Annotated in this window: 23 protein-coding genes, 3 tRNA genes and 1 pseudogene; 9 read left to right on the forward strand and 18 right to left on the reverse strand. The window is 63.9% G+C overall.

The window, feature by feature from the left end; all coding sequences use genetic code 11:
* The 4 genes and pseudogenes from RAN53_RS15195 to RAN53_RS15210 form a co-directional block, all read right to left on the reverse strand.
* A pseudogene (locus RAN53_RS15195) lies at positions 1 to 96 on the reverse strand (electron transfer flavoprotein subunit beta/FixA family protein); the annotation flags it as partial.
* A 41-nt stretch (positions 97 to 137) separates the two neighbouring features.
* On the reverse strand, positions 138 to 1361 hold the full coding sequence (locus RAN53_RS15200; RefSeq protein WP_321169829.1) for a CaiB/BaiF CoA-transferase family protein: 1224 nt from the start codon (positions 1359 to 1361) through the stop codon (positions 138 to 140).
* Between the two features lie 45 nt (positions 1362 to 1406).
* Positions 1407 to 2936, reverse strand: a complete 1530-nt coding sequence (locus RAN53_RS15205; protein ID WP_305797645.1) for a 3-hydroxyacyl-CoA dehydrogenase — start codon at positions 2934 to 2936, stop codon at positions 1407 to 1409.
* Entirely contained in the window at positions 2936 to 3727 is a 792-nt protein-coding gene (locus RAN53_RS15210) for an enoyl-CoA hydratase (RefSeq protein WP_305797646.1), read from the reverse strand. Before RAN53_RS15210 ends, RAN53_RS15205 begins: the two co-directional genes overlap by 1 nt.
* Before the next feature lie 280 nt (positions 3728 to 4007).
* On the opposite strand from RAN53_RS15210, the gene RAN53_RS15215 reads away from it, so the two are divergent.
* Together RAN53_RS15215 and RAN53_RS15220 are read left to right on the forward strand one after the other, a co-directional pair.
* Positions 4008 to 4829, forward strand: coding sequence for an IclR family transcriptional regulator (locus RAN53_RS15215; RefSeq protein WP_305797647.1), 822 nt, complete (start codon positions 4008 to 4010; stop codon positions 4827 to 4829).
* Positions 4830 to 4878: 49 nt separating this feature from the next.
* The gene (locus RAN53_RS15220; protein WP_305797648.1) at positions 4879 to 6033 is read left to right on the forward strand and encodes an acyl-CoA dehydrogenase family protein; all 1155 of its coding nucleotides are present in this window, start codon (positions 4879 to 4881) and stop codon (positions 6031 to 6033) included.
* Between the two features lie 33 nt (positions 6034 to 6066).
* On the opposite strand, the gene RAN53_RS15225 is transcribed toward RAN53_RS15220, so the two are convergent.
* A complete protein-coding gene (locus tag RAN53_RS15225; protein ID WP_305797649.1) occupies positions 6067 to 6966 on the reverse strand; it encodes a 3-hydroxyacyl-CoA dehydrogenase NAD-binding domain-containing protein in 900 nt (299 codons plus the stop codon).
* A gap of 170 nt (positions 6967 to 7136) precedes the next feature.
* On the opposite strand from RAN53_RS15225, the gene RAN53_RS15230 reads away from it, so the two are divergent.
* The gene (locus RAN53_RS15230; RefSeq protein WP_305797650.1) at positions 7137 to 7850 is read left to right on the forward strand and encodes an SDR family NAD(P)-dependent oxidoreductase; all 714 of its coding nucleotides are present in this window, start codon (positions 7137 to 7139) and stop codon (positions 7848 to 7850) included.
* 13 nt (positions 7851 to 7863) lie between these two features.
* Here the strand turns inward: RAN53_RS15230 and RAN53_RS15235 are convergent, their stop codons facing one another.
* From RAN53_RS15235 to RAN53_RS15250, 4 genes are all read right to left on the reverse strand, one after another.
* A complete protein-coding gene (locus RAN53_RS15235; RefSeq protein ID WP_305797651.1) occupies positions 7864 to 9270 on the reverse strand; it encodes a hypothetical protein in 1407 nt (468 codons plus the stop codon).
* Positions 9271 to 9393: 123 nt separating this feature from the next.
* On the reverse strand, positions 9394 to 10902 hold the full coding sequence (locus RAN53_RS15240; protein WP_305797652.1) for a tripartite tricarboxylate transporter permease: 1509 nt from the start codon (positions 10900 to 10902) through the stop codon (positions 9394 to 9396).
* Positions 10903 to 10934: 32 nt separating this feature from the next.
* Positions 10935 to 11435: a tripartite tricarboxylate transporter TctB family protein gene (locus RAN53_RS15245; RefSeq protein WP_305797653.1), complete on the reverse strand. Its 501-nt coding sequence runs from the start codon at positions 11433 to 11435 to the stop codon at positions 10935 to 10937.
* A gap of 94 nt (positions 11436 to 11529) precedes the next feature.
* Entirely contained in the window at positions 11530 to 12519 is a 990-nt protein-coding gene (locus RAN53_RS15250) for a Bug family tripartite tricarboxylate transporter substrate binding protein (protein ID WP_305797654.1), read from the reverse strand.
* A 464-nt stretch (positions 12520 to 12983) separates the two neighbouring features.
* On the opposite strand from RAN53_RS15250, the gene RAN53_RS15255 reads away from it, so the two are divergent.
* Both RAN53_RS15255 and RAN53_RS15260 read left to right on the forward strand, forming a co-directional pair.
* Positions 12984 to 14327, forward strand: a complete 1344-nt coding sequence (locus RAN53_RS15255) for a VOC family protein (protein ID WP_305797655.1) — start codon at positions 12984 to 12986, stop codon at positions 14325 to 14327.
* A gap of 397 nt (positions 14328 to 14724) precedes the next feature.
* Positions 14725 to 15276 (forward strand): tyrosine-type recombinase/integrase, encoded by a 552-nt coding sequence (locus RAN53_RS15260; protein WP_305797656.1) that lies wholly within the window; start codon positions 14725 to 14727, stop codon positions 15274 to 15276.
* A 36-nt stretch (positions 15277 to 15312) separates the two neighbouring features.
* Here the strand turns inward: RAN53_RS15260 and RAN53_RS15265 are convergent.
* The 7 genes from RAN53_RS15265 to RAN53_RS15295 all read right to left on the reverse strand — a co-directional run bounded on the left by RAN53_RS15265 (position 15313) and on the right by RAN53_RS15295 (position 19950).
* Positions 15313 to 15388: transfer RNA gene (locus RAN53_RS15265), tRNA-Thr, on the reverse strand.
* 95 nt (positions 15389 to 15483) lie between these two features.
* A tRNA-Gln gene (locus RAN53_RS15270) sits at positions 15484 to 15558 on the reverse strand.
* Between the two features lie 6 nt (positions 15559 to 15564).
* Positions 15565 to 15640: transfer RNA gene (locus tag RAN53_RS15275), tRNA-Phe, on the reverse strand.
* Positions 15641 to 15700: 60 nt separating this feature from the next.
* A complete protein-coding gene (locus RAN53_RS15280; RefSeq protein ID WP_305797657.1) occupies positions 15701 to 15973 on the reverse strand; it encodes an oxidative damage protection protein in 273 nt (90 codons plus the stop codon).
* 26 nt (positions 15974 to 15999) lie between these two features.
* Positions 16000 to 17091, reverse strand: coding sequence for an A/G-specific adenine glycosylase (mutY, locus tag RAN53_RS15285; RefSeq protein ID WP_305797658.1), 1092 nt, complete (start codon positions 17089 to 17091; stop codon positions 16000 to 16002).
* Between the two features lie 52 nt (positions 17092 to 17143).
* A complete protein-coding gene (locus tag RAN53_RS15290; protein ID WP_305797659.1) occupies positions 17144 to 19492 on the reverse strand; it encodes an AsmA family protein in 2349 nt (782 codons plus the stop codon).
* Positions 19489 to 19950, reverse strand: coding sequence for an acetyl-CoA sensor PanZ family protein (locus RAN53_RS15295; protein WP_305797660.1), 462 nt, complete (start codon positions 19948 to 19950; stop codon positions 19489 to 19491). Before RAN53_RS15295 ends, RAN53_RS15290 begins: the two co-directional genes overlap by 4 nt.
* A gap of 191 nt (positions 19951 to 20141) precedes the next feature.
* Between RAN53_RS15295 and hisB the strand changes: the two genes are divergently transcribed.
* The 4 genes from hisB to hisF all read left to right on the forward strand — a co-directional run bounded on the left by hisB (position 20142) and on the right by hisF (position 23063).
* Positions 20142 to 20735 carry an imidazoleglycerol-phosphate dehydratase HisB gene (hisB, locus tag RAN53_RS15300; protein ID WP_305797661.1) on the forward strand — a complete coding sequence of 198 codons (594 nt, stop codon included), beginning with the start codon at positions 20142 to 20144 and terminating at the stop codon, positions 20733 to 20735.
* Between the two features lie 31 nt (positions 20736 to 20766).
* On the forward strand, positions 20767 to 21408 hold the full coding sequence (hisH, locus tag RAN53_RS15305; protein WP_305797662.1) for an imidazole glycerol phosphate synthase subunit HisH: 642 nt from the start codon (positions 20767 to 20769) through the stop codon (positions 21406 to 21408).
* A gap of 120 nt (positions 21409 to 21528) precedes the next feature.
* A complete protein-coding gene (gene hisA, locus RAN53_RS15310; RefSeq protein ID WP_305797663.1) occupies positions 21529 to 22287 on the forward strand; it encodes a 1-(5-phosphoribosyl)-5-[(5-phosphoribosylamino)methylideneamino]imidazole-4-carboxamide isomerase in 759 nt (252 codons plus the stop codon).
* 2 nt (positions 22288 to 22289) lie between these two features.
* The gene (gene hisF / locus RAN53_RS15315) at positions 22290 to 23063 is read left to right on the forward strand and encodes an imidazole glycerol phosphate synthase subunit HisF (protein WP_305797664.1); all 774 of its coding nucleotides are present in this window, start codon (positions 22290 to 22292) and stop codon (positions 23061 to 23063) included.
* A 3-nt stretch (positions 23064 to 23066) separates the two neighbouring features.
* On the opposite strand, the gene RAN53_RS15320 is transcribed toward hisF, so the two are convergent.
* Complete coding sequence (locus RAN53_RS15320) at positions 23067 to 23651, reverse strand: YjaG family protein (protein WP_305797665.1); 585 nt, start codon at positions 23649 to 23651, stop codon at positions 23067 to 23069.
* Between the two features lie 197 nt (positions 23652 to 23848).
* Positions 23849 to 24142, reverse strand: a complete 294-nt coding sequence (locus RAN53_RS15325) for an MGMT family protein (protein WP_305797666.1) — start codon at positions 24140 to 24142, stop codon at positions 23849 to 23851.
* Between the last annotated feature and the right edge of the window lie 7 nt (positions 24143 to 24149).

Consider the following 24149-nt stretch of genomic DNA (forward strand, 5'->3'; position numbering starts at 1 on the left):
CTTGACGTTGGTGAGGTCGACGTCGGAGTTATCCGGCTTGACGCGGATCTTGACGTTGTAGTCGATGACGCGTTTGATCGCGACGAGTACTTTCATCTTTCCCCCATATGGGTGGCAGTATCAAAAGAACGGAATCTCTAACCCAGGATGCCTTCATTCTTCAGCGCTGAAAGAGCATCCGGGGTGAAGTCAAGGTATTCGGCCAGGACAGAGTCGGTATCCTGCCCCAGTAGCGGTGCAGGATTCCTGTAAGAAACCGGAGTATCGGAGAGGTGTATCGGACTCCCGACCATCTTGAAGTCCGGATTCATGGGATGAGGAATATTGACAAGCATTCCACGGGCATCCACTTGAGGCTCCGCCAGTGCGCCGGCAACATCATTGATTACCCCAACCGGCACCTTGACCCTGCTGATTCGCTCCACCCAGACTTCGGCAGTATCACGCTTGAAATGGTCAGACAGAATCTGTGTGATCGCTTCCCTGTTTCTCACGCGATTCTCGTTTTTCAGGAACCTTGGGTCGCTGGAAAGCTCTGGCAGGCCAATGGCGCTGCAGAGTGCTGAAAACTGTGTATCATTACCGCAAGCGATAATGAAGTCCTTGTCACTTGCATGAAAGGAGTTATAGGGAACAATATTGGCATGCGCATTGCCGTAGCGACCTGGGGAAACACCGGTGCTCAGATAGTTCTGGCTCTGGTTTCCCAGAGCTGCAACCTGAACGTCCAGGAGTGCCATATCGCAATGCTGCCCTTTTCCGGTCTTCTCACGGGCAAGGAGTGCCGCCTGAATGGCAATGACAGAGTACAAGCCTGTCATCACGTCAGTCACGGCAACCCCTACCTTCTGTGGGCCTCCGCCGGGAAGCCCGTCACGCTCCCCGGTGATGCTCATCAGCCCGCCCATCCCCTGGATGATGAAGTCATAGCCGGGTTCCTGTGCACGCGGGCCAGTCTGGCCAAAGCCGGTAATGGAACAATATACAAGCCGCGGGTTGAGGCTGGAGAGGGATTCGTAATCCAGTCCATACTTCTTCAAGGATCCCGCCTTGAAGTTTTCGATCAGCACATCACTCTCGGCGACCAGAGCACGCACTATCTCCTGCCCTTTTTCACTAGCAATATCGACAGCCACGGAGCGCTTATTACGATTGGTGGACTGATAGTACGAGGCTTCCTGCGAGTCCTCACCCTGCTCGTCCTTCATGAAGGGCGGCCCCCAGGACCGAGTATCATCACCCGTACCCACGCGCTCGACCTTGACAACATCAGCACCCAGATCAGCCAGAATCTGGCTGCACCAGGGGCCCGCCAGCACCCGGCTTAAATCCAGTACACGTATCCCCGTCAGCGCACCCATCAGCACTCCCCCCCCAGTTTATCAAACATCACAAATACTCCGAGTTCAGCGAATCGACGGTTCCTGGTGCAACAGTGATATGCCTAGAATCGCACGTCTGCGCAGCCACGGACTGGGGCGATAGCGCGGGTCCCCCGTCAGTACACTCATTCGCTCAAGAATCGCCAGCAGCCGACTCGGTCCCAGACGATCTCCCCACGCGAGAGGACCCTGAGGGTAGTTGAGCCCCAGTCTCACAGCGTTGTCGATATCGGCGGGGGTGGCAATCTCACGCTGAGCGATCTCGCAGGCCAGATTGACGATCGCAGCGAGTACCCGCTGTGACACGAACCCCACGCTGTCACGAATCATCGTGACGCCAACACCATCCGATGCCAGGAGGCCATGCGCCGCGTCACGCATATCCTGCCGCGTGACCGGGGTCACCATCAGGGTTCGGTGGGCACCAAGATCCGTCAGGGCATCAAGACATACGGTGTGAGCGGGGTCGACGCCAAAGCGTGTGCTGGCACTGGTGGCATCCTCGCCAAAGGGTACCAGCAGGCAGAGCGCGTCTTCGGAGGGAAGGTCGGAGTGCTCCAGCCGGCAGCCCAGCCCCTCGAGCAAAGACGCGACTTGCTCACGCACGGCGTCGTCGCCGCAGCCCAACCAGACAGGCGGAAAATCACTCACCCCGGGTACCGGTTGAGGGGCAAGCTCGCCGACTTTTTTTCCGCTCTCATACCGATAGAAGCCCACGCCCGTCTTGCGGCCAAGACGATTGCCGCTCAGCATCTGGCGTGAGAGATAGGAGGGCCGATAGCGAGGGTCATGATAGAACTGCTCGAAAATTGACTCCATGGCAGGGTGTGAGACATCGAGGCCAGTCAGGTCGAACAGTTCCAGAGGCCCCATCCGAAACCCGGCGCCTTCCCTGAGGATTCGGTCGATATCGTCGGCAGGGGCAACATTCTCTTCGAGGAGCTTCAATCCCTCAGTGCCGTAGGCACGCCCGGCATGGTTCACGATGAACCCGGGGGTGTCCTTGGCACGCACTCCGGTATGTCCCAGCCGGCTGGTCAGCTCGAGCAGGTTATCGAGCACCGCTGCATCGGTATCGGTGCCACCGATGACCTCGACGACCTTCATGAGCGGTACGGGGTTGAAGAAGTGGAAGCCAGCCACCCTGCCCGGAAGCTTCAAGCCTGAAGCGATCGCGGTGACGGACAGCGATGAGGTGTTGGTCGCCAGAATACAGTCACTGGAGACGATGCTCTCGAGATCGGAAAACAGGCTCCGCTTGATGCCCAGATCCTCGACAATCGCCTCGACCACCACATCACACTCCGCCAACCCCTCCATGGTCTCGACAGCCTTGAGGCGGGACAGGGCAGCATCGGCAGACTCACGTGACACCTTGCCCTTGCCCACAAGCTTCTGGAAGGTGGCTTGCAAGCCATTTCGAGCCGAGACCGCCGCCCCCTCACGCTTGTCGAAAAGAGTAACCTCGAGACTGGCCTGGGCAGCGATCTGAGCGATACCCGCCCCCATGACACCCGTACCCACGACTCCCAGTCGATTCGGCAGCATGGACATTACGCCTCTCCCCAGTAGTGCGGTTTGCGTTTCTCGATAAAAGCGGCAGCTCCTTCCTTCTGGTCGGTCGTGTCGAACAGCATCTGGAAGGCCTTCCGCTCGAGTACCAGAGCACTCTCCAGGGGAAGATCCGCGCCGGAGAGCACCGTTTCCTTGATCTGCTCCACCGCCAGGGATGGCATGGCAGCGATCTCGCGTGCGAGTGACTTGGCACGCTTTAGCGTCTCGTCATCGGCAACAACTTCACTGACGAGGCCCATACGCAAGGCTTCGGGTGCCTTGATCATGCAGCCCGTCATCAGGATGCGCATCGCCTGAAACTTGCCCACGGCGCGAACCAGGCGCTGAGTACCACCGGCCCCCGGCATCAAGCCGAGCTTGACCTCGGGCTGCCCGAACCGGGCCGACTCGCCCGCCACGATGATGTCGCAGTGCATAGCCAACTCGCAGCCACCGCCCAGAGCAAATCCGTTGACGGCCGCAATCACCGGCTTCGGGCAGTGGGCGATGGGGTCCCAGAGGCGCTCGTTGTGGCGCAGATACATGTCGGTCGGTGATGCCGTAGCAAACTCCTTGACGTCGGCACCGGCGACGAAGGCCTGGTCTCCCCCCGTCACCACGATGGCCCGCACCTCATCACGCTGACCCAGAGACGAGAATTGCTCGGCCAGCTGGCGTCTGACGACGGCGTTGAGGGCATTCTTGGCCTCGGGGCGGTTGATAACGACCACCGCCACACCCTCTGCCAACGACTCCAGAAAGACCTCCGATGGGTGCTGCTTGTCGCTCATGCTGAGACTCTCGAACACTTAATGTCCGCTTTGCGGACATTAATTTTGCTATAAACAATGGAACGTTACACAGCCACGCTGAGAAATGTCAATGAGCACTACGCACGACAAATGAAAAATATTATTTATCAAATAATTAAGATAGTTCTTCCCTAGGCGACGGCAGAAAATGCACACATATAAAAGACTGCAGTGCAGACATTTGTTTTGAAATATTGACATCCTCCTCGGCCCTGACCAGACTATCCCGACATGCCATCAGGGACCGGAGAGTGACTCGGTGAACAAGCCCGATAGCCAGAGCGACTTCAACGTCATGCTTGACCCGATCAATGCGTCTGGCGAGCAGGAGAAGGACCGTCAGTTCGTCACGGCACTCGCCAGGGGGCTCGAACTGCTGCGGTGTTTTACGCCTCGCGACAGCACGTTGAGCAACCTGGACCTGGCCAGAAAGACGGGCCTACCCCGCCCCACCATCAGCCGCCTGACCCATACGCTGGCCAAACTCGGCTACCTTCGGCCGTTGCCCAAGGGCAAGTACCAGCTGGACGTGGGGGTCATGTCGTTCGGCTATTCCATGATCTCCAACCTGCCCATACGGTCGGTGGCGCAACCCCTCATGATCAACCTCGCCAATGAGGTCGGGGCCACCGTCGCCATGTCGGCCCGCGACCGGCTGGATATGGTCTACCTGGACGTCGTGCAGAGCGCCCTGCGCTCGACGATCCGCCGCCAGATCGGGACGCGCCTTCCCATCTACCAGAGCTCGGCCGGTCGCGCCTGCCTGGCCGCCATGCCACGCGAAGAGGCCGAGGTGCTGATGGGGCATATCCGGGACAACCATCCCGATGAATGGCCGAGCATACGCAGGGCCCTGGAGCGTGCCTTCCGCGACTACGCAGACTATGGCTACTGCCTGTCGATCGGCGAATGGCAGCGCAAGGTCAACGCGGTTGCGGTCCCCCTGAACCATCCACAGTTGGGCATCCTGTCGTTCAACTGCGGTGGGCCCGAGTTTCAGATTTCGCGCGAGAAGCTCGAGGAATCCATCGGCCCACGACTGGTGCAGCTGGTCAACGACATACAGACGCAAATCTCTTGAACCACATCAAGTGCCGGCTACCGGACGACCACCTCCAAGAGGAAACGCCATGATACGCGACCAGGAAACCCTGCAGATCCTGCTTGACTCCATTCGGAGCTTCGTCAACGAGGTTCTCGTTCCCAGGGAGGAAGAGGTTGCCGAGACCGACGAGATCCCCGCGGATATCGCCTCGCAGATGCGTGATATGGGACTTTTCGGTCTTACCATTCCCGAGGAGTTTGGTGGTCTCGAGGTGACGATGGAGGAGGAGGTCAACATCGCCTTCGAACTCGGCAGGACCTCCCCGGCCTTCCGCTCCTTCATCGGCACCAACAATGGCATAGGCTCCATCGGCATCCTGCTTGACGGCACCGACGAACAGAAGGCCACCTACCTTCCGAGGCTGGCCAGCGGCGAGATTCTCAGCTCCTTCTGCCTGACCGAGCCCGACTCCGGCTCCGATGCCGCGTCGCTGAAGACCACGGCGGTCAAGGATGGCGATGGCTACCTCATCAATGGTACCAAGCGCTTTATCACCAATGCCCCGCACGCCGGCATCTTTACCGTGATGGCTCGCACCAACCCCGAGATCAAGGGTGCCAAGGGGATCAGCGCCTTCATCGTGGATGCCACCACGCAAGGGATCACCATCGGCAAGCGCGACAAGAAGATGGGCCAGAAAGGCGCCCACACGGCCGATGTGATCTTCGACAATGTCCGGGTTCCGGCCAGCGCTTTGATTGGCGAGCAGGAGGGTGTCGGGTTCAAGACCGCCATGAAGGTCCTCGACAAGGGCCGTCTACACATCGCCGCCATCGCTGTCGGGGCTGCCGAGCGCGTACTGGAGGACTCCCTCCGCTACGCCATGGAGAGAAAGCAGTTCGGCCGTGCCATTGCCGAGTTCCAGCTGATTCAGGGCATGCTGGCCGATTCCAAGGCCGAGATCTACGCCGCCAAGTGCATGGTTCTGGATGCCGCGCGCAAGCGAGACGAAGGGCTGAACGTCGGCACCGAAGCCTCCTGTGCCAAGATGTTTGCCACGGAAATGTGCAGCCGCGTCGCCGACAGGGGCGTCCAGATCCATGGCGGAGCCGGCTATATCAGTGAATACGCCGTTGAGCGGTTCTACCGTGACGTCAGGCTCTTCCGTCTGTATGAGGGAACGACCCAGATCCAGCAGGTGATCATCTCACGCAACATGATCCGTGAGGCACAAGGGTAACCGTCGATCCTCGACTGCTCCCCTGCTTCCCTCTCACTCCAACTCGTCGTCCAAAATGGCAAGCAGGCGCTCGAGGAGCATCCGCTCATGCCGAGCGTAGGCCTCGGCATTGCCTTCAGGCCACTCATGGAAGCCACGCCCACTCTTGCGGCCCAGGCGCCCTTCTTCCACCAGACTCTCGAGCAGTGGGCCCGGCGTGGTGCGATTCTCCAGGTCATCATAGAGATAGCGGGCGATATTGAGATGCGTATCCAGACCATTGAGGTCGCGCTGTCGCAGCGGCCCATTGATGGCCAGGCGAATGCCGATGGAGTAGCGGACCAGATCATCCAGCGCTTCGGCATCGATCACCCCCTGCTCCAGCAAGGCCAGACACTCCCGCATCAGCGCATGCTGGAGGCGGTTGGCCACGAAGCCCGGCACGCAGTGCCTGAGTACGGCAGGTCGTTTGCCAAGCTGTCTCAACCACTCGGACGCGCGCTCCACGCATGCATCCGACGTGGATCGACCCGGCACGACTTCCACGGACGGAATCAGGTCGGCGGGGTTGAAGAAGTGCGCTCCCATGAATCGCGCGGGGTGGGTCAGCACCTCGGCCAGTTCATCGATGGAAAGCCCCGAGGTGTTGGTCAGGAGCAGCGTCGCGTCACCGACATGTCGCTCCGCCTCCTTCAGCACACGCTGCTTGAGCGTCAAGTCTTCGGTGACGCTTTCCACCACGACCTCACAGGCGCCGACCTGCGCCCAGTCACTGACGAAGCGAGGCTGCTCGCCACTGCCCGTTTCCGAGTGCAAGGCCTGGCGACACCGCGCCAGGGCACTGGAGTCGATATCCAGCACCGTCACCGCCATACCGTTGCGGAGGATCAATCTCGCCAGGTTCGCTCCCATGGTCCCGGCACCGATCACGACACCCCGACAAGATGTCTTCATGGACTTCTCCCTTTCACTCGGCGTCCCATCCCGTGGCGACAAGGGTCGCCTTGGTGTCGATGGTCAGACGCGGACAATGGACTTGATGCGTACACTTGTACATGAAACGAACATTCTGATATCACCCCCCTCTCGCCACTCCCTTGCCCCTCAACCGGAAGGATTTCCCCATGTCTGACCCCTGTGCCGTCGTCACTGGCGGGGCCCGCAATATCGGCCAGGCCATTGCGCTGCGCCTGCAGCAAGATGGCTATCGCACCATCGTGCTGGACATCGAGACCCCAGAGGCAGAGTCACTGCAAGCCGATGCCCACCGGGTCGACCTCGGTGACGCGGAGGCCACCCGCCAGCTGGTCGAAGCGATTGCCGATGCCCACCCGGTGACGTGTCTCGTCAACAATGTTGGTGTGGTCCGCCCCGCCCTGCTCGACGATACCCGCGTCGAGGACTTCGATCCGCTGATGCACCTCAACGTACGCTCCGCCCTGGTGTGTACTCAGGCTCTCCTTCCCGGCATGCGTCGGCACGGCCAGGGGCGCATCGTCATGAACGCCAGCCGCGTGGTGCTGGGCAAGGAGGCTCGCACCCTCTACAGCGCCACCAAGGGCGCATTGCAGGCCATGGCCCGCACCTGGGCGCTGGAGCTGGCCGCCGACGCCATCACGGTCAACTGTGTGGCGCCGGGCCCCATCGCCACCACGGCATTCTGGGACAACAATCCCCCCGACTCCGAGCGCGCGCGTCGCATCATCGAAAACATCCCGGTGCAACGCATGGGGCAACCCGAGGATGTGGCCCAGGCAGTCAGCTTCTTCTGCGACCCCCGCAGCAGTTACATCACCGGCCAGACGCTTTACGTCTGCGGCGGTGTCACCGTGGGGTGAGGCATCGGCCCACTCAACTCGCCAAGCGAAAGAGCACGGCGGCCATCGCCAGCGAGGCCGCCACAAAGGCACCGTTCCAGCGCAGGCCGATCTGTCCGGCCGTCATGCCGGTGAAGCGTGACATGATCATCATCGCCGCCGTGAACGGCGACGACACCATGGTCAACGACCACCCCGCCAGCAGGGCCGCCCCCAACAGGGGCAACGACACGCCCTCCAGCCCTACCTGGGCGACCATGCTGGTCAGGAAGGTCACGCTGATGATCGGATTGATCCCGACCTGGGCAAGCACCACGACCATCAGCAGGGCCAGTACCGGCAACCAGCTGCCGAGGGCGACCAGCAGGGTCGATACCCCTTCCAGCTGAGCGGGATCGAGCAGCGCCACGCTGAGATAGCCGAGGTAGGCGCCCGAGCCCAGGGCCACCACCTCATTACCGATCCCGCCCAGCACATCGGGCAGGCGACGGACCAGCAGGGTGGTGGCCGGCCCCACGCCGGCAGGGCCAACACGGCGACACTGCCAGGCCAGCCACACCCAGGCCCCCAGCGGCACACCGATCAACACGGCCTGAGGCAGGCGCAGCGAGAGCCAGGAAGAGAGGGCAAAAACCAGCGTCACCAGGGCCAGCAGCAGCACGCTGAAGGCCGCCAGGGGCATCAGCGAGGGCCGTTCGCTGACGATTGCGCCGGCTCGCGGGCGGGGGCCTGCCCCCTGGTCGCAGGCCCAGCCCAGCAGGAACAGCACGATGGCCGACATCAGCACATAGGGAAATAGCTCTATCCAGGTCAGAGGCTCAAGGTTGCCCAGAACCACCGCGACACCGATACCCAGCGGCGAGACCAGCGGCGCCAGCGTGAAACCTCGCAAAGTGGCCACCAGCATGCGCCGGCGGCGCACTTCCTGCAGCCACACCCGCCCCTGCGCCGAGCCGAGGGTATTGGCCTTGTCGATCATCGACATGAACAGGTTCAACACGCCGAAGTTGAGCACGATGCCGAACAGCGTAGAGCCCAGCGAGAGCATCGGGTAGCGCCAGGTGGGCGGCTGCATCAGCAGGCTCTGGCCACAGCGACGTATGAGCCGCGAACGGTAGGCCGGTAGGCGCAGCAGCGACAGTGCCGTCATGAACGCGGCCAGGAACACGAAGCCACCCGCCGCCTCATGAAGCACCACCCAGGGTGAAGGGAGACGCCACAGTGCGAAGAGCGACACGGCAATACAGGCCAACGCCAACAGGCGGGCCATCGAACTGAAACGAGGCCACCCCAGCAGCAGAAAGACCACCAGCAGCAATTGCGCCAGGTTCGCGGCCAGCATTGCGCCACTCAGCAGATGCACTACAGCCAGCACGCCCACGCCGGCGAGCAGGTGGCTCGACCAGCGGCTCGCCAGTGCCCGCTTGCTGCTCGCCCTCATGGTTCAATCCCCTCCCTGGTAACGAGCGAGCCGGCCCCGCAGGGTGGCCAACTCGCTTTGCTTAACCCTTGGTCCATCGCGTGGGCCACAGGCCGATCGCCGAGGATGGCGATGCCAGGCCAGTCACGCCCCCTTCCCTGGGTCGTCCGCGCGCCGCTTCGCCTTGTGCCGCGAGGTCATGAACCGATAGAGGGCCAGCAGGATGGAACCTACCGTCAGGGCGATAAAGAACCAGGTGATCGGGCCACGCATGAAGATGGACAGGTCGTTGGAGCCGATCAGCAGCGAGCGCCGCAGGTTGTCCTCGAACATCGGTCCCAGAATGAAGCCGATCAGGAAAGGGGCCGCGGGAATGCCGGTACGGTTGAACACATAGCCCAGAAGCCCGAAGGCCAGCATCAGCCAGACGTCGAACGTGTCGTTGTTGACCGCATAGGCCCCGTACACGCAGAACATCAGCACGATCGGGAAGAGGATCGCCTTGGGAATATCGGCGATCAGCGAGAAGTAGCGGATTGCCGCGTTACCCACGAACAGCAGGATCACCGAACTGAGCATGATGCCGAGGAACAACGCATAGATCAGGGTCAGGTTCTCCTGGAACATGAGCGGGCCGGGTGTCAGGCCATGAACCATGAAGGCGCCCAGGATGATGGCCGTGATCACATCCCCCGGAATCCCCAATGAAAGCAGCGGGATCAGCGTGGCCCCGGCGACGCCGTTGTTGCCCGCCTCGGAGGCGGCCACGCCTTCCACCTCGCCCTTGCCGAAGCGCTCGGGGTGGGGCGAGCGGCGCTTGGCATCGCTGTAGGAGATGAATGCGGCGGCGGTGGCCCCGGTGCCCGGAATCGCACCGATGGCCACCCCGATCAGGCTGCCACGAATGATGCTCTTGAGGCTGTGCTTGAGTTCGGCCCATGATACGCCGGCGCCACTGGCCTTGGCGGTCAGGTGGGGTACCACCTTCTTGCGATAGAACTCGATGATCTCCGGGATGGCAAACAGGCCGATCAACAGCGGGATGAACGAGATGCTGTCCATCAGGTTGTAGTTGCCGAAGGTCAGCCGCTGCGAGCCGAACACCGAATCCAGTCCTACCAGCGAGAGCAGGATCCCCAGCAGTGCCGCAATCAGGCCCTTTATCATCGAGCCACTGGCGAGCGAGATGATGATGGTCAGCGAGAAGCAGATCAGCCAGAAGAACTCCGGCGCCCCGAAGTTGAGGGCGATCTTCGCCAGGTAGGCGGCAAAGAAGATCAGCGCGATGTTGGAGATGAAGTCCGCAATCACGGAGGAGTAGAGCGCCATCTTCAGCGCCTTCTTCGCTTCGCCCTGCTGGGCCATGGGATAGCCGTCCAGCAGGGTACAGGCAGACGCCGGCGAGCCCGGGGTACGAATCAAGATGGCGGTGATCGACCCGCCATACATGCCCCCCTTGTAGATGCCCACCAGCAGCAGGATCGCCGCCACCGGCTCCATGGAGAAGGTAAAGGGCAGTGCCAGGGCCACGGCCATGGTCGCCGTCAGACCGGGAATGGAGCCGACCGTCACGCCAATCACCACGCCGATGGCAATCGCCAGGAAATTCTCGGTGGCCAAGAAGAGCTGCAGCACTTCCGTAAAGTTTTCCATATGTCACCTGATCTTCAGTGAGTGCCAGCCCTTCAGAGCGGCATCATCGGCAGTGGTACGTTCATGACCTCGGTAAACAGCAGAGATACGCCTACCGGGAAGGCGATGGCCAGACCGTAGACCCACCAGACACGCACCGGGTGGGCGATGAACAGTATCAGGGTGGCGAGAATGCCGCTGATGATCGCGCCCAGCATCTCGAACAGGCCAACGTAGACCACCAGTGCCAACGCCATCAGGGCAAAGCGCAGCCAGGGACCACGCTCGAAGCGGCGCCCGCTGTCCTCGCCATCGTCGGCGACCAGCACCCCCTGGATCATCATCAGCAGTGAGAACACCAGCAACAGCCAGCCGACGATCGTCGGTAACCAGCGCGGCGACATCATCGGGTTCTGCAGGATGGGGGGTTCACCGATATAGTTGGGCACCAGGTAGAAAAGCAACAGCAAGGAAAAGCCCAGCAGCACTGCACCCGCGACCACGTCCCACGGGTCCTTGATCAGCGTGCCGCCGGTCGAGCGAGACTTCGTCATCGGGGATACCCTCTCCACGTGAATCTCTCGACATGGAAACCAATTGAGGCGAGGGCCGGGCCCTCGCCTCACCAGCTATGTATTAACCAATGACTTACTCTTGGCGAATACCGGCTTCGGCCGCCACCTTGTCCCAGCGGGCAACTTCATCAGCGATGAAGGCCTTGAACTCGTCGCCGGCGACGGTGCCAGGCTCGGCCCCCAGCTGCTCGACGAAGCTCAGGAACTCCTCGCGCTCCATTACCTTGTTCAGAGCCTCCTGCATGGTCTCGGTCGCCTCTTCCGGGAAGGATTCATGGGCGATCAGGCCGAACCAGGCGGTGGTGACGAACTGGTCGAGGTTGTGCTCGCCAATCTCCTTCAGGGTCGGCACCTCGGGCAGGTACTCGGAGCGCTCGGCGGAGGTCACCGCCAGTGCCTTCAGGTCGCCGGATTGAATGTGCGAGAACACGGTGGGCATGTTCTCGAAGGAGACATCCACATCGCCCCCCAGCAGCGCCGGCAGGGCAGCCCCGCTGCCGGCGAAGGGTACTGCGGTCATGTTGGTCTGGGTTAGTGTCTTAAACAGTTCGCCCGACATGTGGATGGAGCTGCCCACGCCGCTATGGCTGAAGGTCATGTTCTGCTCCTTAGCCGCCTCCACGAACTCCAGCACGCTGTTGTAGGGGCTATCTGCGGGCACCACCATCACGTTGGGAATATCGATCATGTTCTGGATGAACACGAAGTCCTCGACCGGATCATAGGCAAGGTTGGGATAGATAGCGGCGCCGATGGTATGGCCTGGGGAGGCCATCAGGATGGTGTGATCGGCATCGCGTCCGCCGCGGGCAAGACGGCCGGTCGCCACGGTAGAGCCTGCACCCGGGCGGTTCTCCACTATCACGTTGGCGTCGATCTCGTCCTGGAGCAGGTCCGCCACGCGGCGGGAAAGCACGTCGGTAGTTCCGCCCGGGGCATAGGGCACCACCAGGCGCACGTCGTCGGTGGGCCACTCCTCAGCATGCGCGGTGGACACCGAGAGGGCCATCGCCACGGCCCCACCACAGGTGGCGGCAGAGAGCGCCTTGAGAAACGTTTTCATGTTTGCCTCCTAAATCCGGCTTGATTGTCCGCTGTGCAGTCATTTTATCCGCAAATCATGTGCAGCGTACTGTGCGGGGGAGAGGGTCGATATCCGACTTTAGTTTAGCTCGCGCCGACTGTCGGCTCCTCTCACTCTCGCCCTCATCCTTGATACACGCCTTTTCCGTCCCACTCAATTGAGGTAGTTAACGGAAATGATGCAGATCACACGGGGGTGTAGACGACACGCCAGGCATCGCGGCTTGACGCCAGGTTACACTGTTCATTCCGTAGGGCATGCCTTACAGCTAGGCTCGTGATGGGCAGGCTTAAGACAACTACCGTCGAATCCTCACGTGGAAGATTTGGCGGTAGTGGGACTGGTAGGATGACACTACCATGGTGACCGGTTGCTAAGGGTGCGGGAACCGGAGATGCTAAAACGTAATCGTTCGCCCCAGCCCCACCAGTGAGGAGACAACAATGAGCCAGTGGCTCCCTCAGGACCAGATTCGCGACATGTTCTCCCATGCCATGTCTGAGATGTACCGCCAGGAGGTACCGCAGTACGGCACCCTGATCGAGTTGGTCGAGACGATCAACAGAGAGGTCCTCGATGCCAACCCGACCCTGGCGATGGAACTTGACCAGAGTGGTGAACTGGCTCGGCTGGATGTCGAGCGTCACGGCGCCATTCGCGTGGGCACCGCGAAGGAGCTGGCCATGTTGCGCCGGCTGTTCGCAGTGATGGGCATGCATCCGGTGGGCTACTACGATCTATCGATGGCCGGCGTACCGGTCCACTCCACCGCATTCCGGCCGTTGGATGACAAGGCGCTCAATAGCAACCCGTTCCGAGTGTTCACCTCGCTGCTGCGCATGGAGTTGATTGAAAATACCGAGTTGCGCGACCGGGCCTCGGAGATTCTCGCGGCTCGGGACATTTTTACACCGACAGCCCGCCAACTGGTCGCGACTGCAGAGACCCAGGGCGGCTTGAATGCAGACCAGGCGAACCGATTCGTGAACGAAGCTCTCGAAACATTCCGCTGGCACCGACAAGCCACCGTTGACCTGTCCACATATCGTGCGCTGAGTGCCGAGCATCGGCTCATTGCCGATGTCGTCTGCTTCCGTGGCCCGCATATCAACCACCTGACCCCACGCACCCTTGATATTGATGAAGTTCAGCGCCGCATGAGCCAGGTCGGCATCGACCCCAAGACGATCATCGAGGGCCCCCCTCGTCGCCGGTGCCCCATTCTGCTGCGCCAGACCAGCTTCAAGGCGCTCGAGGAAACAATTGATTTTGCCGACGACGAAGAGGGGCAACACACCGCACGGTTTGGAGAGATCGAACAGAGAGGTGTGGCACTGACGCATAAAGGACGCAAACTCTACGATCGCCTGCTTGCTGAATCCCGCCAGCAAGGCAGTGCAGCGGATAATGATAGCCATCAGGCCCAGCTTGACTCGGTCTTTGAGGGGTTCCCCGATGATCACGATATCCTCCGACGTGAAGGGCTCGCCTTCTATCAATACTTTGCTGTACCAGGCGTGCAAGCCAACCCGGATGACGATGTGGAGGCACTGGTCGAGGCGGGTGCACTCGTCGCAAGTCCAATGATTTACGAAGATTTCCTACCAGTCAGCGCAGCCGGAATTTTCCAGTCCAATCTGGGCGATGATGCCCGCGACGAATACACCGCCCAGTCGAACCAAGCGCAGTTCCAAGCGGCGTTGGAGGGGGCTGTTATCGACGAGATTACACTGTACGAAGAGCGTCAGCAGGCGTCGCTCGAAGCAGCCCTGGCGGAATTCCGATAGCCGAGGCATTGCTCTGGTCGCGACAAGGGGTCCCCAGTCTGAATCAAGTGCCGGGTCCTCTGGGGCCATGACAAGCGTCAATCAAGTCCCAGCCTGTCAATGGCCATCAGAACTGGCCCAGTGGCCAACAAAACTGACCCACCCGTGATCGTCAGCTGATCGCCTACGTTCACTCCGTAACCTCTGAGCCGCCCTCGACAACCCCCGTGCCGATGCCTTTACCGCTCAGGACTGGGCCGAGTACCGGACCCGTCGCCTCCAGGAGGTCAAACCCTCCTCGGTTAACCACGAACACGTTTACCTGAAGACCGTATTTTCTGAACTCCAGCACCTCGACCTCTGGCAAGGCCCCAACCCCCTTGCCAATGTCCGCAAGGTGCGGACCGATGAGACCGAAATGGCCTTCCTCAGCCTCGACCAGGTCCGCCGCCTCTTGGCTCACCTCAAGGCCAAGCCTAATCGGGATTGCTACTTCATCACCCTGGTCTGTCTCTCCACTGGCGCCCGCTGGAGTGAAGCCCAGACCCTACGCTCGGGGCAAGTCCGCAAGGGTCGCCTCACCTTCCAGACAACCAAGTCCGGCAAGAAGCGTACCGTTCCCATTTCCTCGGCCCTGGTCGGCCAGCTTCGCCAGCGTCGTGCAGTAGGTCGCCTCTTCGGCAATGCCTACAAAACCTTTCAATCGGCCATCAAGGATCTCGGGATTGGCCCTGCCCCCGGCCAGTTGACTCACGTCCTCCGGCATACCTTCGCCAGCCACTTCATGATGAACGGCGGTAACATCCTGATCCTCCAACGCATCCTGGGCCACCAGTCCATTACCATGACCATGCGCTATGCTCACTTCGCGCCTGACCACCTGGAGGAAGCGGTAAAGTTAAACCCTGTCGCGCATCTCGGTCGACACAATGTTGACGCGCACAAAAAAACCGCCACAATGGACGGTTAGTTATCGCTCTAAAGTACTGAAAAACAAGGCTTTAAATGGTGCCGGCACCAGGAGTCGAACCCGGGACCTACTGATTACAAGTCAGTTGCTCTACCAACTGAGCTATGCCGGCAGCTGCCGCACTTGCAACGGCTTTGAGGACGAGGCCCTCTTAGCGAGAAAGACCGTGAACTCGAGTCCACGGTCTTTCGAAAACGAGGTTGGCGATGGCTGGGGTACCAGGATTCGAACCTGGGAATGCCGATACCAAAAACCGGTGCCTTACCACTTGGCTATACCCCAGCAGCGTGGTGGCCAGAGACGGAATCGAACCGCCGACACGGGGATTTTCAATCCCCTGCTCTACCAACTGAGCTATCTGGCCCCTTGCCAACGGTGCGTATTAAACCCCAGCTGGCCTTTCTCGTCAACCCCTTTCTTTTCATCAAGATGAGGGCGGCACATAGCCCTCGGCATGATCGGTCTCGCGGTTGTCCAGGAAGCGCTCCATCTGCTCCATCAAGTACTCCCGGGTGGACGGATCGAGCATGTTGAGATGCTTCTCGTTGATCAGGCGGGTCTGCAGGGCCTGCCACTCCTCCCAGGCCTTGCGTGACACGCTGGCCTGGATCTCCTGCCCCTTCTTGCCGGGCAGCGGGGGAAACGGCAGGGCCTCGAGCTCCTGCTGATACTTGCGACAGAACACGGTCTGGCTCATGGGACGACTCCTTGGCAAAGGCGGACTCAGGGTCCCGGCGGCGTGTCCAGGGTGAAGGTCGCCAGGCTCGCCAGCAGCGCCTTCACCGGGGCCGCCAGGCCCACGGCATCGGGGTTATCGGGATCGTACCAGCGGCGCGTCTCGCCGATCGCATCGAGGCGCTCGACCCGCGCCGGCTGGGGGGTGATCTCCAGGCGGAAGTGACTGAAGACATGAGTGAAGGGGGACCGGGCGGGCGCGAGCTCGCTGCCCGGCGCATGGCTATCCAGCCAGGCCTCGAGCGCCGGGGCATCATCGAACTGGGGCAGGCTCCACAGCCCGCCCCACAGGCCGGAGGGTGGGCGCTGCTCCAGCAGCACCCGCCCACGGGCATCACGCAGCAGCAGCATGCGGGTGGTTCGGGTGGGCAGCGCCTTCTTCGGCTTCGATTCCGGAAAGCGGCGCTCCTCGCCGCGCGCATGGGCCAGGCAGACATCGTTGAAGGGGCAGCGGCCGCACTCGGGGGTGCCGCGCCGGCACAGGGTGGCGCCCAGGTCCATCATCGCCTGGGTGAAGTCGGCCAGGCGCTCGTGGGGCGTGTAGTGCTCGGCCAGCGCCCACAATCGGCGCTCCACCGCGGGTCGCCCCGGCCAGCCTGGTATGGCGTGCAGGCGGGTGAGACTGCGCTTGACGTTGCCATCGAGGATCACCGCGCGGCGTCCCTCGCTCTGGGCGACGATGGCCCCGGCGGTGGAGCGCCCGATGCCGGGCAGGGCCGCCATCGCCTCGAGGCTGTGGACCGGAAACTCCCCGCCATGCTCGTCGACCACCACCCGGGCGGCCTTGTGGAGATTGCGCCCTCGGGCGTAGTAGCCGAGCCCGGTCCACAGGTGCAGCACCTCGTCCTGCTCCGCCGCCGCCAGGCGCTGCACATCGGGAAAGCGCGCCATGAAGCGCTCGAAGTAGGGGATCACGGTGGCGACCTGGGTCTGCTGCAGCATGATCTCCGAGACCCACACCCGGTAAGGCGTGCGCCGGCATTGCCAGGGCAGGTCGTGGCGACCGTGGGCGTCGAACCAGTCGAGCAGGCGCCGCTGGAAGGTCGCGGGAGCGAGTACGGGCGACGGAGTATCGGTCATTGCGGCTCAAAAAAAGGCGCCGGCACCGGGCCGACGCAGGGACTGACTTTGCTCATTCGAAGAGACCCTTGAGAGCGTCGCGGAGTTCCCTGCCGGCGTCCTCGCCGACGCGCTCCTCGAGCTTGTCGAGGGCGCCTTGCAGTCGCTGTTCCACCTCGTCACCGGCGCGGCTGCCCAACTCTTCACGCAGTGCCTCACCGATGGCGGCAGTGAAGCCCTCACGATCGAAGCGGCACCACTCGGCGCTGTCGCCGCCGAGGCTGCCCTCGCAGCGCACCGGCAGGGGCAGGCGTTCGAGGCGAGGATTGACCTTGCAGGCCAGGTCGGCGGTATCCACCACCCGCGCTGCGGCACGCAGGTCGAAGCGTTCGCTGGTCAGGTCGAGGGTGCCCTCGCCGCCCACATCGATGCCCGGCAGGGTGACGATGATGTCATCGCTCTCCACCACGCCATCGCGCACGCTGAGGGTGGCCTCGGCACGCTCGAAGCGGGTGTCCGCCTCCCACTCGCGCTGGGTCTGCTCCCCCTGCAGGGTCGCCACCGCGCTGCACAGCTCCCGGGAGACGTTGACGTCGAGGATGGCGCCGTCATCCAGGCGCATGGCGAGGCGCCCATTGAGGCCACGCTTCAATACCGGCCAGGCGTTGCCCTGGGTGGTCAGTTCCCCCTCGACGGAGGCGCGGCCACGCAGCGGCGCCGGCTCCTCGCCCTCGCCCAGCGCCTCCAGCAGGGTAGCGACGCGCACCCGCTCCAGGCGCGGTGCCAGTCGCCAGGCGATGGGCTCGCGGGTCAGGTCCAGTTCGCCATCGGCGGTCAGGCTGCCCTCGTAGAAGGCCGACTCCAGCGACACCAGCCGCTGCCGCCCGTCGCTTCCCGCGAGCCGCAACGCGACGTCGCGGAAGTCCAGGCCGGCAAGCCGCAGGCTGCTCAGGCTCAGGCTCGTGTCCAGCGCCAGCTCGCGCAGCCACTCGACGGGCAGCAGCGCCTGCACCTCGTCCTGGGCGAAGGCCCGCGCCACGCCGGGCAGCCCCAGGCCGGCGGCGTCCGGCGCCTGCCCCGGGGACGCCGGCAGATAGGCATCCAGGTCCAGGCTGTCCCCCTGGAGCTCGGCGTCCAGGCGATGGCCGTCGAGGCCCGCCGCCAGGCGTCCGGTGAAGGTGCTGCCGTCGAGCACCAGGGTCATGCCGGTAAGATCCACCCGCTCGAGGTCGCCCTGCAGGGGAGTGGTCAACGCCACGTCGCTCAGCGCCTCGGGGTCGGCCGTGGCCGGCAGGCTGTCGAAGCGCTCGAGCCAGGGACGCAGCGAGAGCGGCGCCAGGCGCAGCTGACCATCGTAGCGGGGGGTCTCGTAGAGGCCGGCGAGGTTGAGGTTGCCGCTGAGACGCAGACCATCGTCACCGCTCAGCGTCAGGTCCCGCAGTCGGGCGCTGCCGGCGGCGAGGTCGGACTCCAGGGCGAAGTCCATGGCCAGGGAGAGCGGCGTGTCACCCAGCGAGGGGTGTGCCAGCGTGGCCTTCAGGGTGCCGGGCTCGAGCCGCAGGTGGCGCTCGGCCATGTCGACCACCAGTCGCTTGCCACTCAGCTCCAGCTGCTGTGGGCTCTCCACACCGGCCAGCCGGTTGCGGGTGGCGAGGGTCAGGTCCTCGAGGGTATAGCGGCGCTCGGCGAGGGCCAGGGCGAGACGCCCCTGCATGGTGACCTCGCTGGCCAGCCGCGGCACGGTGTCGTCCACGCCCGCCGGGGTGTCATGGCCAAGCAGCTGGAAGCCCGCCGTGAAGGGGAAGGAGCGGCGCGGATTGACGTTGCGCCCGGTGATCGAGAGCCCCTTGAGGCGCAGCGAATGGCCGGCGGCCCGATCGGTATAGCTCACCTCGCCGTCCTTGACCTCCACGCTGGCGATATTGAAGGCCACGGTGGGCCCGCCGCCACCGCCGGGAACCGGCGCCGAGGAGGCGTTGGCCGGCGTCGGCGAGTCGTCGCCGGCGGCGAAGCGCTCCATCAGCGCTTCCCAGTTGCCGCGTCCGTTCTCGTCGCGGGACAGGTTGAGGCGCAGACCATCCAGGGTCATGCCATCGATGGCCACCTCGCCGCGCAGCAGCGAGGTGACGGCCAGGCTGACCTCGGCGCGGCGAAAGGCCATGAAGGCCGAATCCTCGCCGGGCGACTGCTCGGGCAGCCAAGCCTCGGCCTGCTCCACGCCGACCCCCAGGCGCGGGTAGAACGACCAGGAGATGGGCCCTTCCAGGGAGAGGGTCAGGCCGATCCGCTCCTGCACCACCTCCTCCAGCCGCGGCTTGAGGTCCTCGGGATCGAGGAAGGTGGTAACGTAGACCACGGCCCCCACGGCCAGCACCGCGAGGATGCCGATGGCGGCCAGCAGGGTGCTCAGCAGGCGCTTCATCGTGGCGACTCCTTGAAGTGGCAGCCGGGGAAGACGAGCTCATAATGATCCCCGCTGCGATCGAGCCGATAGCCGAGCCGCGAGAGCATCAGCTGATCGGCCATCTGCAGCTGGGCCAGCTCCGCGCGCAGCGGCTTGCCCTCGACGCTGGCGGCCTCGCCGACCAGCGTCAGCAAGCGTGAGCCGACCCCCCTGCGGCGAGTCGGCTTGCGCACGCAGAAGTGCGATAACCACCACGCCATACCGTCGTCGCGCAGCGCCACGGCACCGATCAGGCGATCATTGAAGCGCGCACAGAGGAAGGCGCCCCCCGCCGTCAGGTGGTCCTCTATAAAGGCATCTGCGGGAGAGGGCAGACGCTCGGCGGGAGCGTCGGCATAGATTCTGGCGAGATCGGTTCGGGCCTGGTCGTCCGCTTCCCAGGCGCCCCGATCGACGGGGTGCAGAGTCACCGGCATAGATGGGTCTCCTGAGCCGGGGCAGCGTGTGTCGCCGCCGCACGATGGGGGCATTGTAGCGGATGGGGTCGGCGATTCTCTATAATGGCAGTTTTCCGACCGCGGGCTAGGCCCGCCGTCACCCTCGTTTTCTGCGGACCGTTGCTCCAGCGGTCCGCCTCGACATGCGCCCAGGCGCTGGAGAAGCATCGATGTCCGAGCGTATCGCCACGGTCAGCCGTGACACCCAGGAGACCCGGATCAGCGTCACCGTCAACCTCGATGGCAGCGGCAGGCTCGACTGCGAGACCGGGGTGCCCTTCCTCGACCACATGCTCGACCAGGTGGCCCGCCACGGCCTGATCGATCTCGACATCAAGGCCGAGGGCGACCTGCATATCGACGATCACCACACCGTCGAGGACCTCGGCATCACCCTCGGCCAGGCCTTCGCCAGGGCCATCGGCGACAAGCGCGGCATCCGTCGCTACGGCCACGCCTATGTGCCGCTCGACGAGGCCCTCTCCCGGGTGGTGATCGACTTCTCCGGTCGCGCCGGCCTGTTCATGGATGTGGAGTTCACCCGCGCCGCCGTGGGCCGCCTGGATACCCAGCTGTTCTGGGAGTTCTTCCAGGGCTTCGTCAACCACGCCATGGTGACCCTGCATATCGACAACCTGAAGGGCTTCAACGCCCACCATCAGGCGGAGACCATCTTCAAGGCCTTCGGCCGCGCCCTGCGCATGGCCGTGGAGACCGACTCGCGCATGGCCGGCCAGATGCCCTCCACCAAGGGCAGCCTGTGAGGCCCACGTACCACCCCACGAGGAGCATCCCATGACCATTGCCGTCATCGATTACGGGATGGGCAACCTGCATTCCGTCGCCAAGGCACTGGAGCACGTCACCCACGAGAACGTGGTGGTCACCCGCGACCCGCGCCGTATCCTCGGCGCCACCCGCCTGGTACTGCCCGGCCAGGGCGCCATTCGCGACTGCCTCGGCGAGCTGGAAAAGACCGAGCTGCGCGGCCTGGTGGAGGAGCTTCTGGCCAGCCAGGAGAAGCCCCTGCTGGGCATCTGCGTGGGCCAGCAGATGCTGCTCGACCACAGCGAGGAGAATGGCGGGATCGACTGCCTGGGTTTCCTCGGCGGCGAGGTGAAGCGCTTCCCCGCCGACATGCGCGACGACCTGAACCAGCGCCTCAAGGTCCCCCATATGGGCTGGAACCTGGTGCGCCAGCAGCGCGAGCACCCGCTGTGGGAAGGCATCGACCAGGACGAGCACTTCTATTTCGTGCACAGCTACTACGTGGCGGCCAGCGATGAAGCCACGGTGTTCGGCACCACCGACTACGGACGCGTTCAGGCCCATGTGGCGATCGGCCGCGACGCCACCTTCGCCGTGCAGTTCCACCCCGAGAAGAGCTCGCGGGCCGGCCTCAAGCTGCTCGAGAACTTTGTCAACTGGGCGCCCTAAGCCGCGCCCGGGTCAACTGGGCGCCCTAAGCCGCGCCCGGGTCAACTGGGCGCCCTGAACCAAGCCCGGTCGACCGGGCCCATCCCGCGCCGCCCGACCACGGATCAACAGGACACTGACATGCTGGTAATTCCCGCTATCGACCTCAAGGATGGCCAGTGCGTGCGCCTCAAGCAGGGCCGCATGGACGATGCCACCACCTACGGCGACGATCCGGTGGCCATGGCCGAGCGCTGGGTCGCCGCCGGCGCCCGTCGCCTGCACCTGGTGGACCTCAACGGCGCCTTCGAGGGCAAGCCGGTCAATGGCGAGGCGGTCACCGCCATCGCCCGCCGCTACCCAACGCTTCCGATCCAGATCGGCGGCGGCATCCGCTCCGCCGAGACCATCGAGCACTACCTCACGGCCGGGGTCAGCTACGTGATCATCGGCACCAAGGCGGTCAAGGAGCCCGAGTTCGTGGGTGAGATGTGCCGCGCCTTCCCGGGCCACGTGATCGTCGGCCTGGACGCCCGCGACGGCTATGTGGCCACCGACGGCTGGGCCGAGGTCTCCCAGGTCAAGGCCGTGGACCTGGCGAAGCGCTTCGCCGACGACGGCGTCTCGAGCATCGTCTACACCGATATCGCCCGGGACGGCATGCTGAACGGCGTCAACGTCGAGGCCACCGCGGCGCTTGCCCGCGACGGCGGCCTGCCGGTGATCGCCTCCGGCGGGGTGACCAACCTCGACGACCTGCGCGCCCTGGTGGCCGCCGAGGAGCCTGGCATCCTGGGCGCCATCACCGGACGCGCCATCTACGAGGGCAGCCTGGACCTGGCCGAGGGCCAACGGCTGTGCGATGAACTGACTGCAGGGCTCGACCGAGCCGGGAGCTGAACATGGGACTCGCCAAACGCATCATCCCCTGCCTCGATGTCGATGCCGGCCGCGTGGTCAAGGGCGTCAACTTCATCGGCATCCGCGACGCCGGCGACCCGGTGGAGATCGCCCAGCGCTATAACCAGCAGGGCGCCGACGAGATCACCTTCCTCGACATCACGGCCAGCCACGAGGACCGCGACACCACGGTGGAGATGGTCGAGCGCATCGCCGGCGAGGTATTCATTCCGCTGACCGTGGGCGGCGGCATCCGCACCTGCGACGATATCCGCACCATGCTCAACGCCGGTGCCGACAAGATCTCCATCAACACCGCCGCGGTCACCAACCCGGAGTTCGTGCGCGAGGCCAGCGAACGCTTCGGCAGCCAGTGCATCGTGGTGGCCATCGATGCCAAGCGGGTCTCCGCCGAGGGCAAGGCACCGCGCTGGGAGATCTTCACCCACGGCGGGCGCCGCCCCACCGGCCTGGATGCCGTGGAGTGGGCAAGGAAGATGGTGGAATACGGTGCCGGCGAGCTGCTGCTGACCAGCATGGACCGCGACGGCACCAAGGCCGGCTTCGACCTGGGCGTGACCCGCGCCATCGCCGACGCGGTGAGCGTGCCGGTGATCGCCTCCGGTGGGGTCGGCACCCTCGACCATCTGGTGGAGGGCGTGATCGACGGCGGCGCCGACGCGGTACTCGCCGCCAGCATCTTCCACTTCGGCGAGTACACCATCCCCGAGGCCAAGCGCTACATGGCCGAACGCGGCATCGAGATGCGGCTGTAGGCACTACTCCTCGGCGGAGAGGCCCAGGTTGCTGACGCCCTCGTTGCGCCCCAGCCGGCGCAGCGTCTTGAGGGCGTCACGATCCAGGGGCCCCTGCTCCGCGGCTTCCAGAACCGCGTCCTGGAAGTCGTTCTCGTCCGCCATCAACGGATGCTCGCGCACCAGGGCGGCCAGGCGTTCGCCGTCCTCCTCGCCCTCGGTCAGCTCGATGAAGGCCCGCACTCCCCCCCGGGAGGCACGGCTCACCTCCAGCACCGCCTCGGGCGCCTCACCCTGCAGGGTGTCGAGCAGTGCCGAGAGCGCCGCCACCACCTCGGTGGCACGCCGCGCCCCGAAGCTGTCGTCATCCTCCGACGGCGCCAGCTCGGCCAGCTTCTCGGCCTGGCGCTCGAAGTCGATCCTCGCGTCCCTGACCGAGAGGCGCTCCCACACCAGGTCGAGGATGGCGCGCAGCCCCGCCGGGTTACCCTGACCGGTGGTCTGGGCATAGAGCACATAGTTGGGCAGCAGGCGCTCGCACAGCGCCGCCATGAAGGCCTGCTGGCGGCGCGACTCGAGGCCCTGCAGGCGCTGAAAGAAACCGCTCATGGACTCTCCTTGGCTGTTGGTTATGTCGGCTTGCCCCTTCTCGACCATGGCAGTACTCGGAGCTGACCCGGCGACAGGCCTTCAAGGAGGCGCTGTGAATACGTCCCTGTACGCTACCTCGGCCATCCTTGGTCCTCGGACCTCCTTTACGGCCTGCCCCCGGCGCTCCTCGGGCAGGTTCAGTGCCTATGATCTGCTCATGGCCATAGCCGCTCCGCCGGCGCCCGGCCGCGGGCATCCAGCAGCACCCCCTCGGCGGCCAGGCGCTGGCGCTGCTCGGCGGCACCGGGGTGGTCGGCCAGGCGGCGCGAGGCGGTGATGATGCGAAACCACGGCAGCCCGTGGCCGGCGGGCAGCTCGCGCAGGGCGCGGGCCACCAGCCGCGGCGTGGCCCCCTCGGCCATGGCCGCGATGCGGCCGTAGGTGGTGACCCGCCCCGGCGGGATCTCGGCGATGACGGTCAGGACCTGTTCCCTCCAGCCGGCCTTCATGTACCCT

The sequence above is a fragment of the Halomonas sp. SSL-5 genome (assembly GCF_030708455.1).
Lineage (GTDB): Bacteria > Pseudomonadota > Gammaproteobacteria > Pseudomonadales > Halomonadaceae > Halomonas.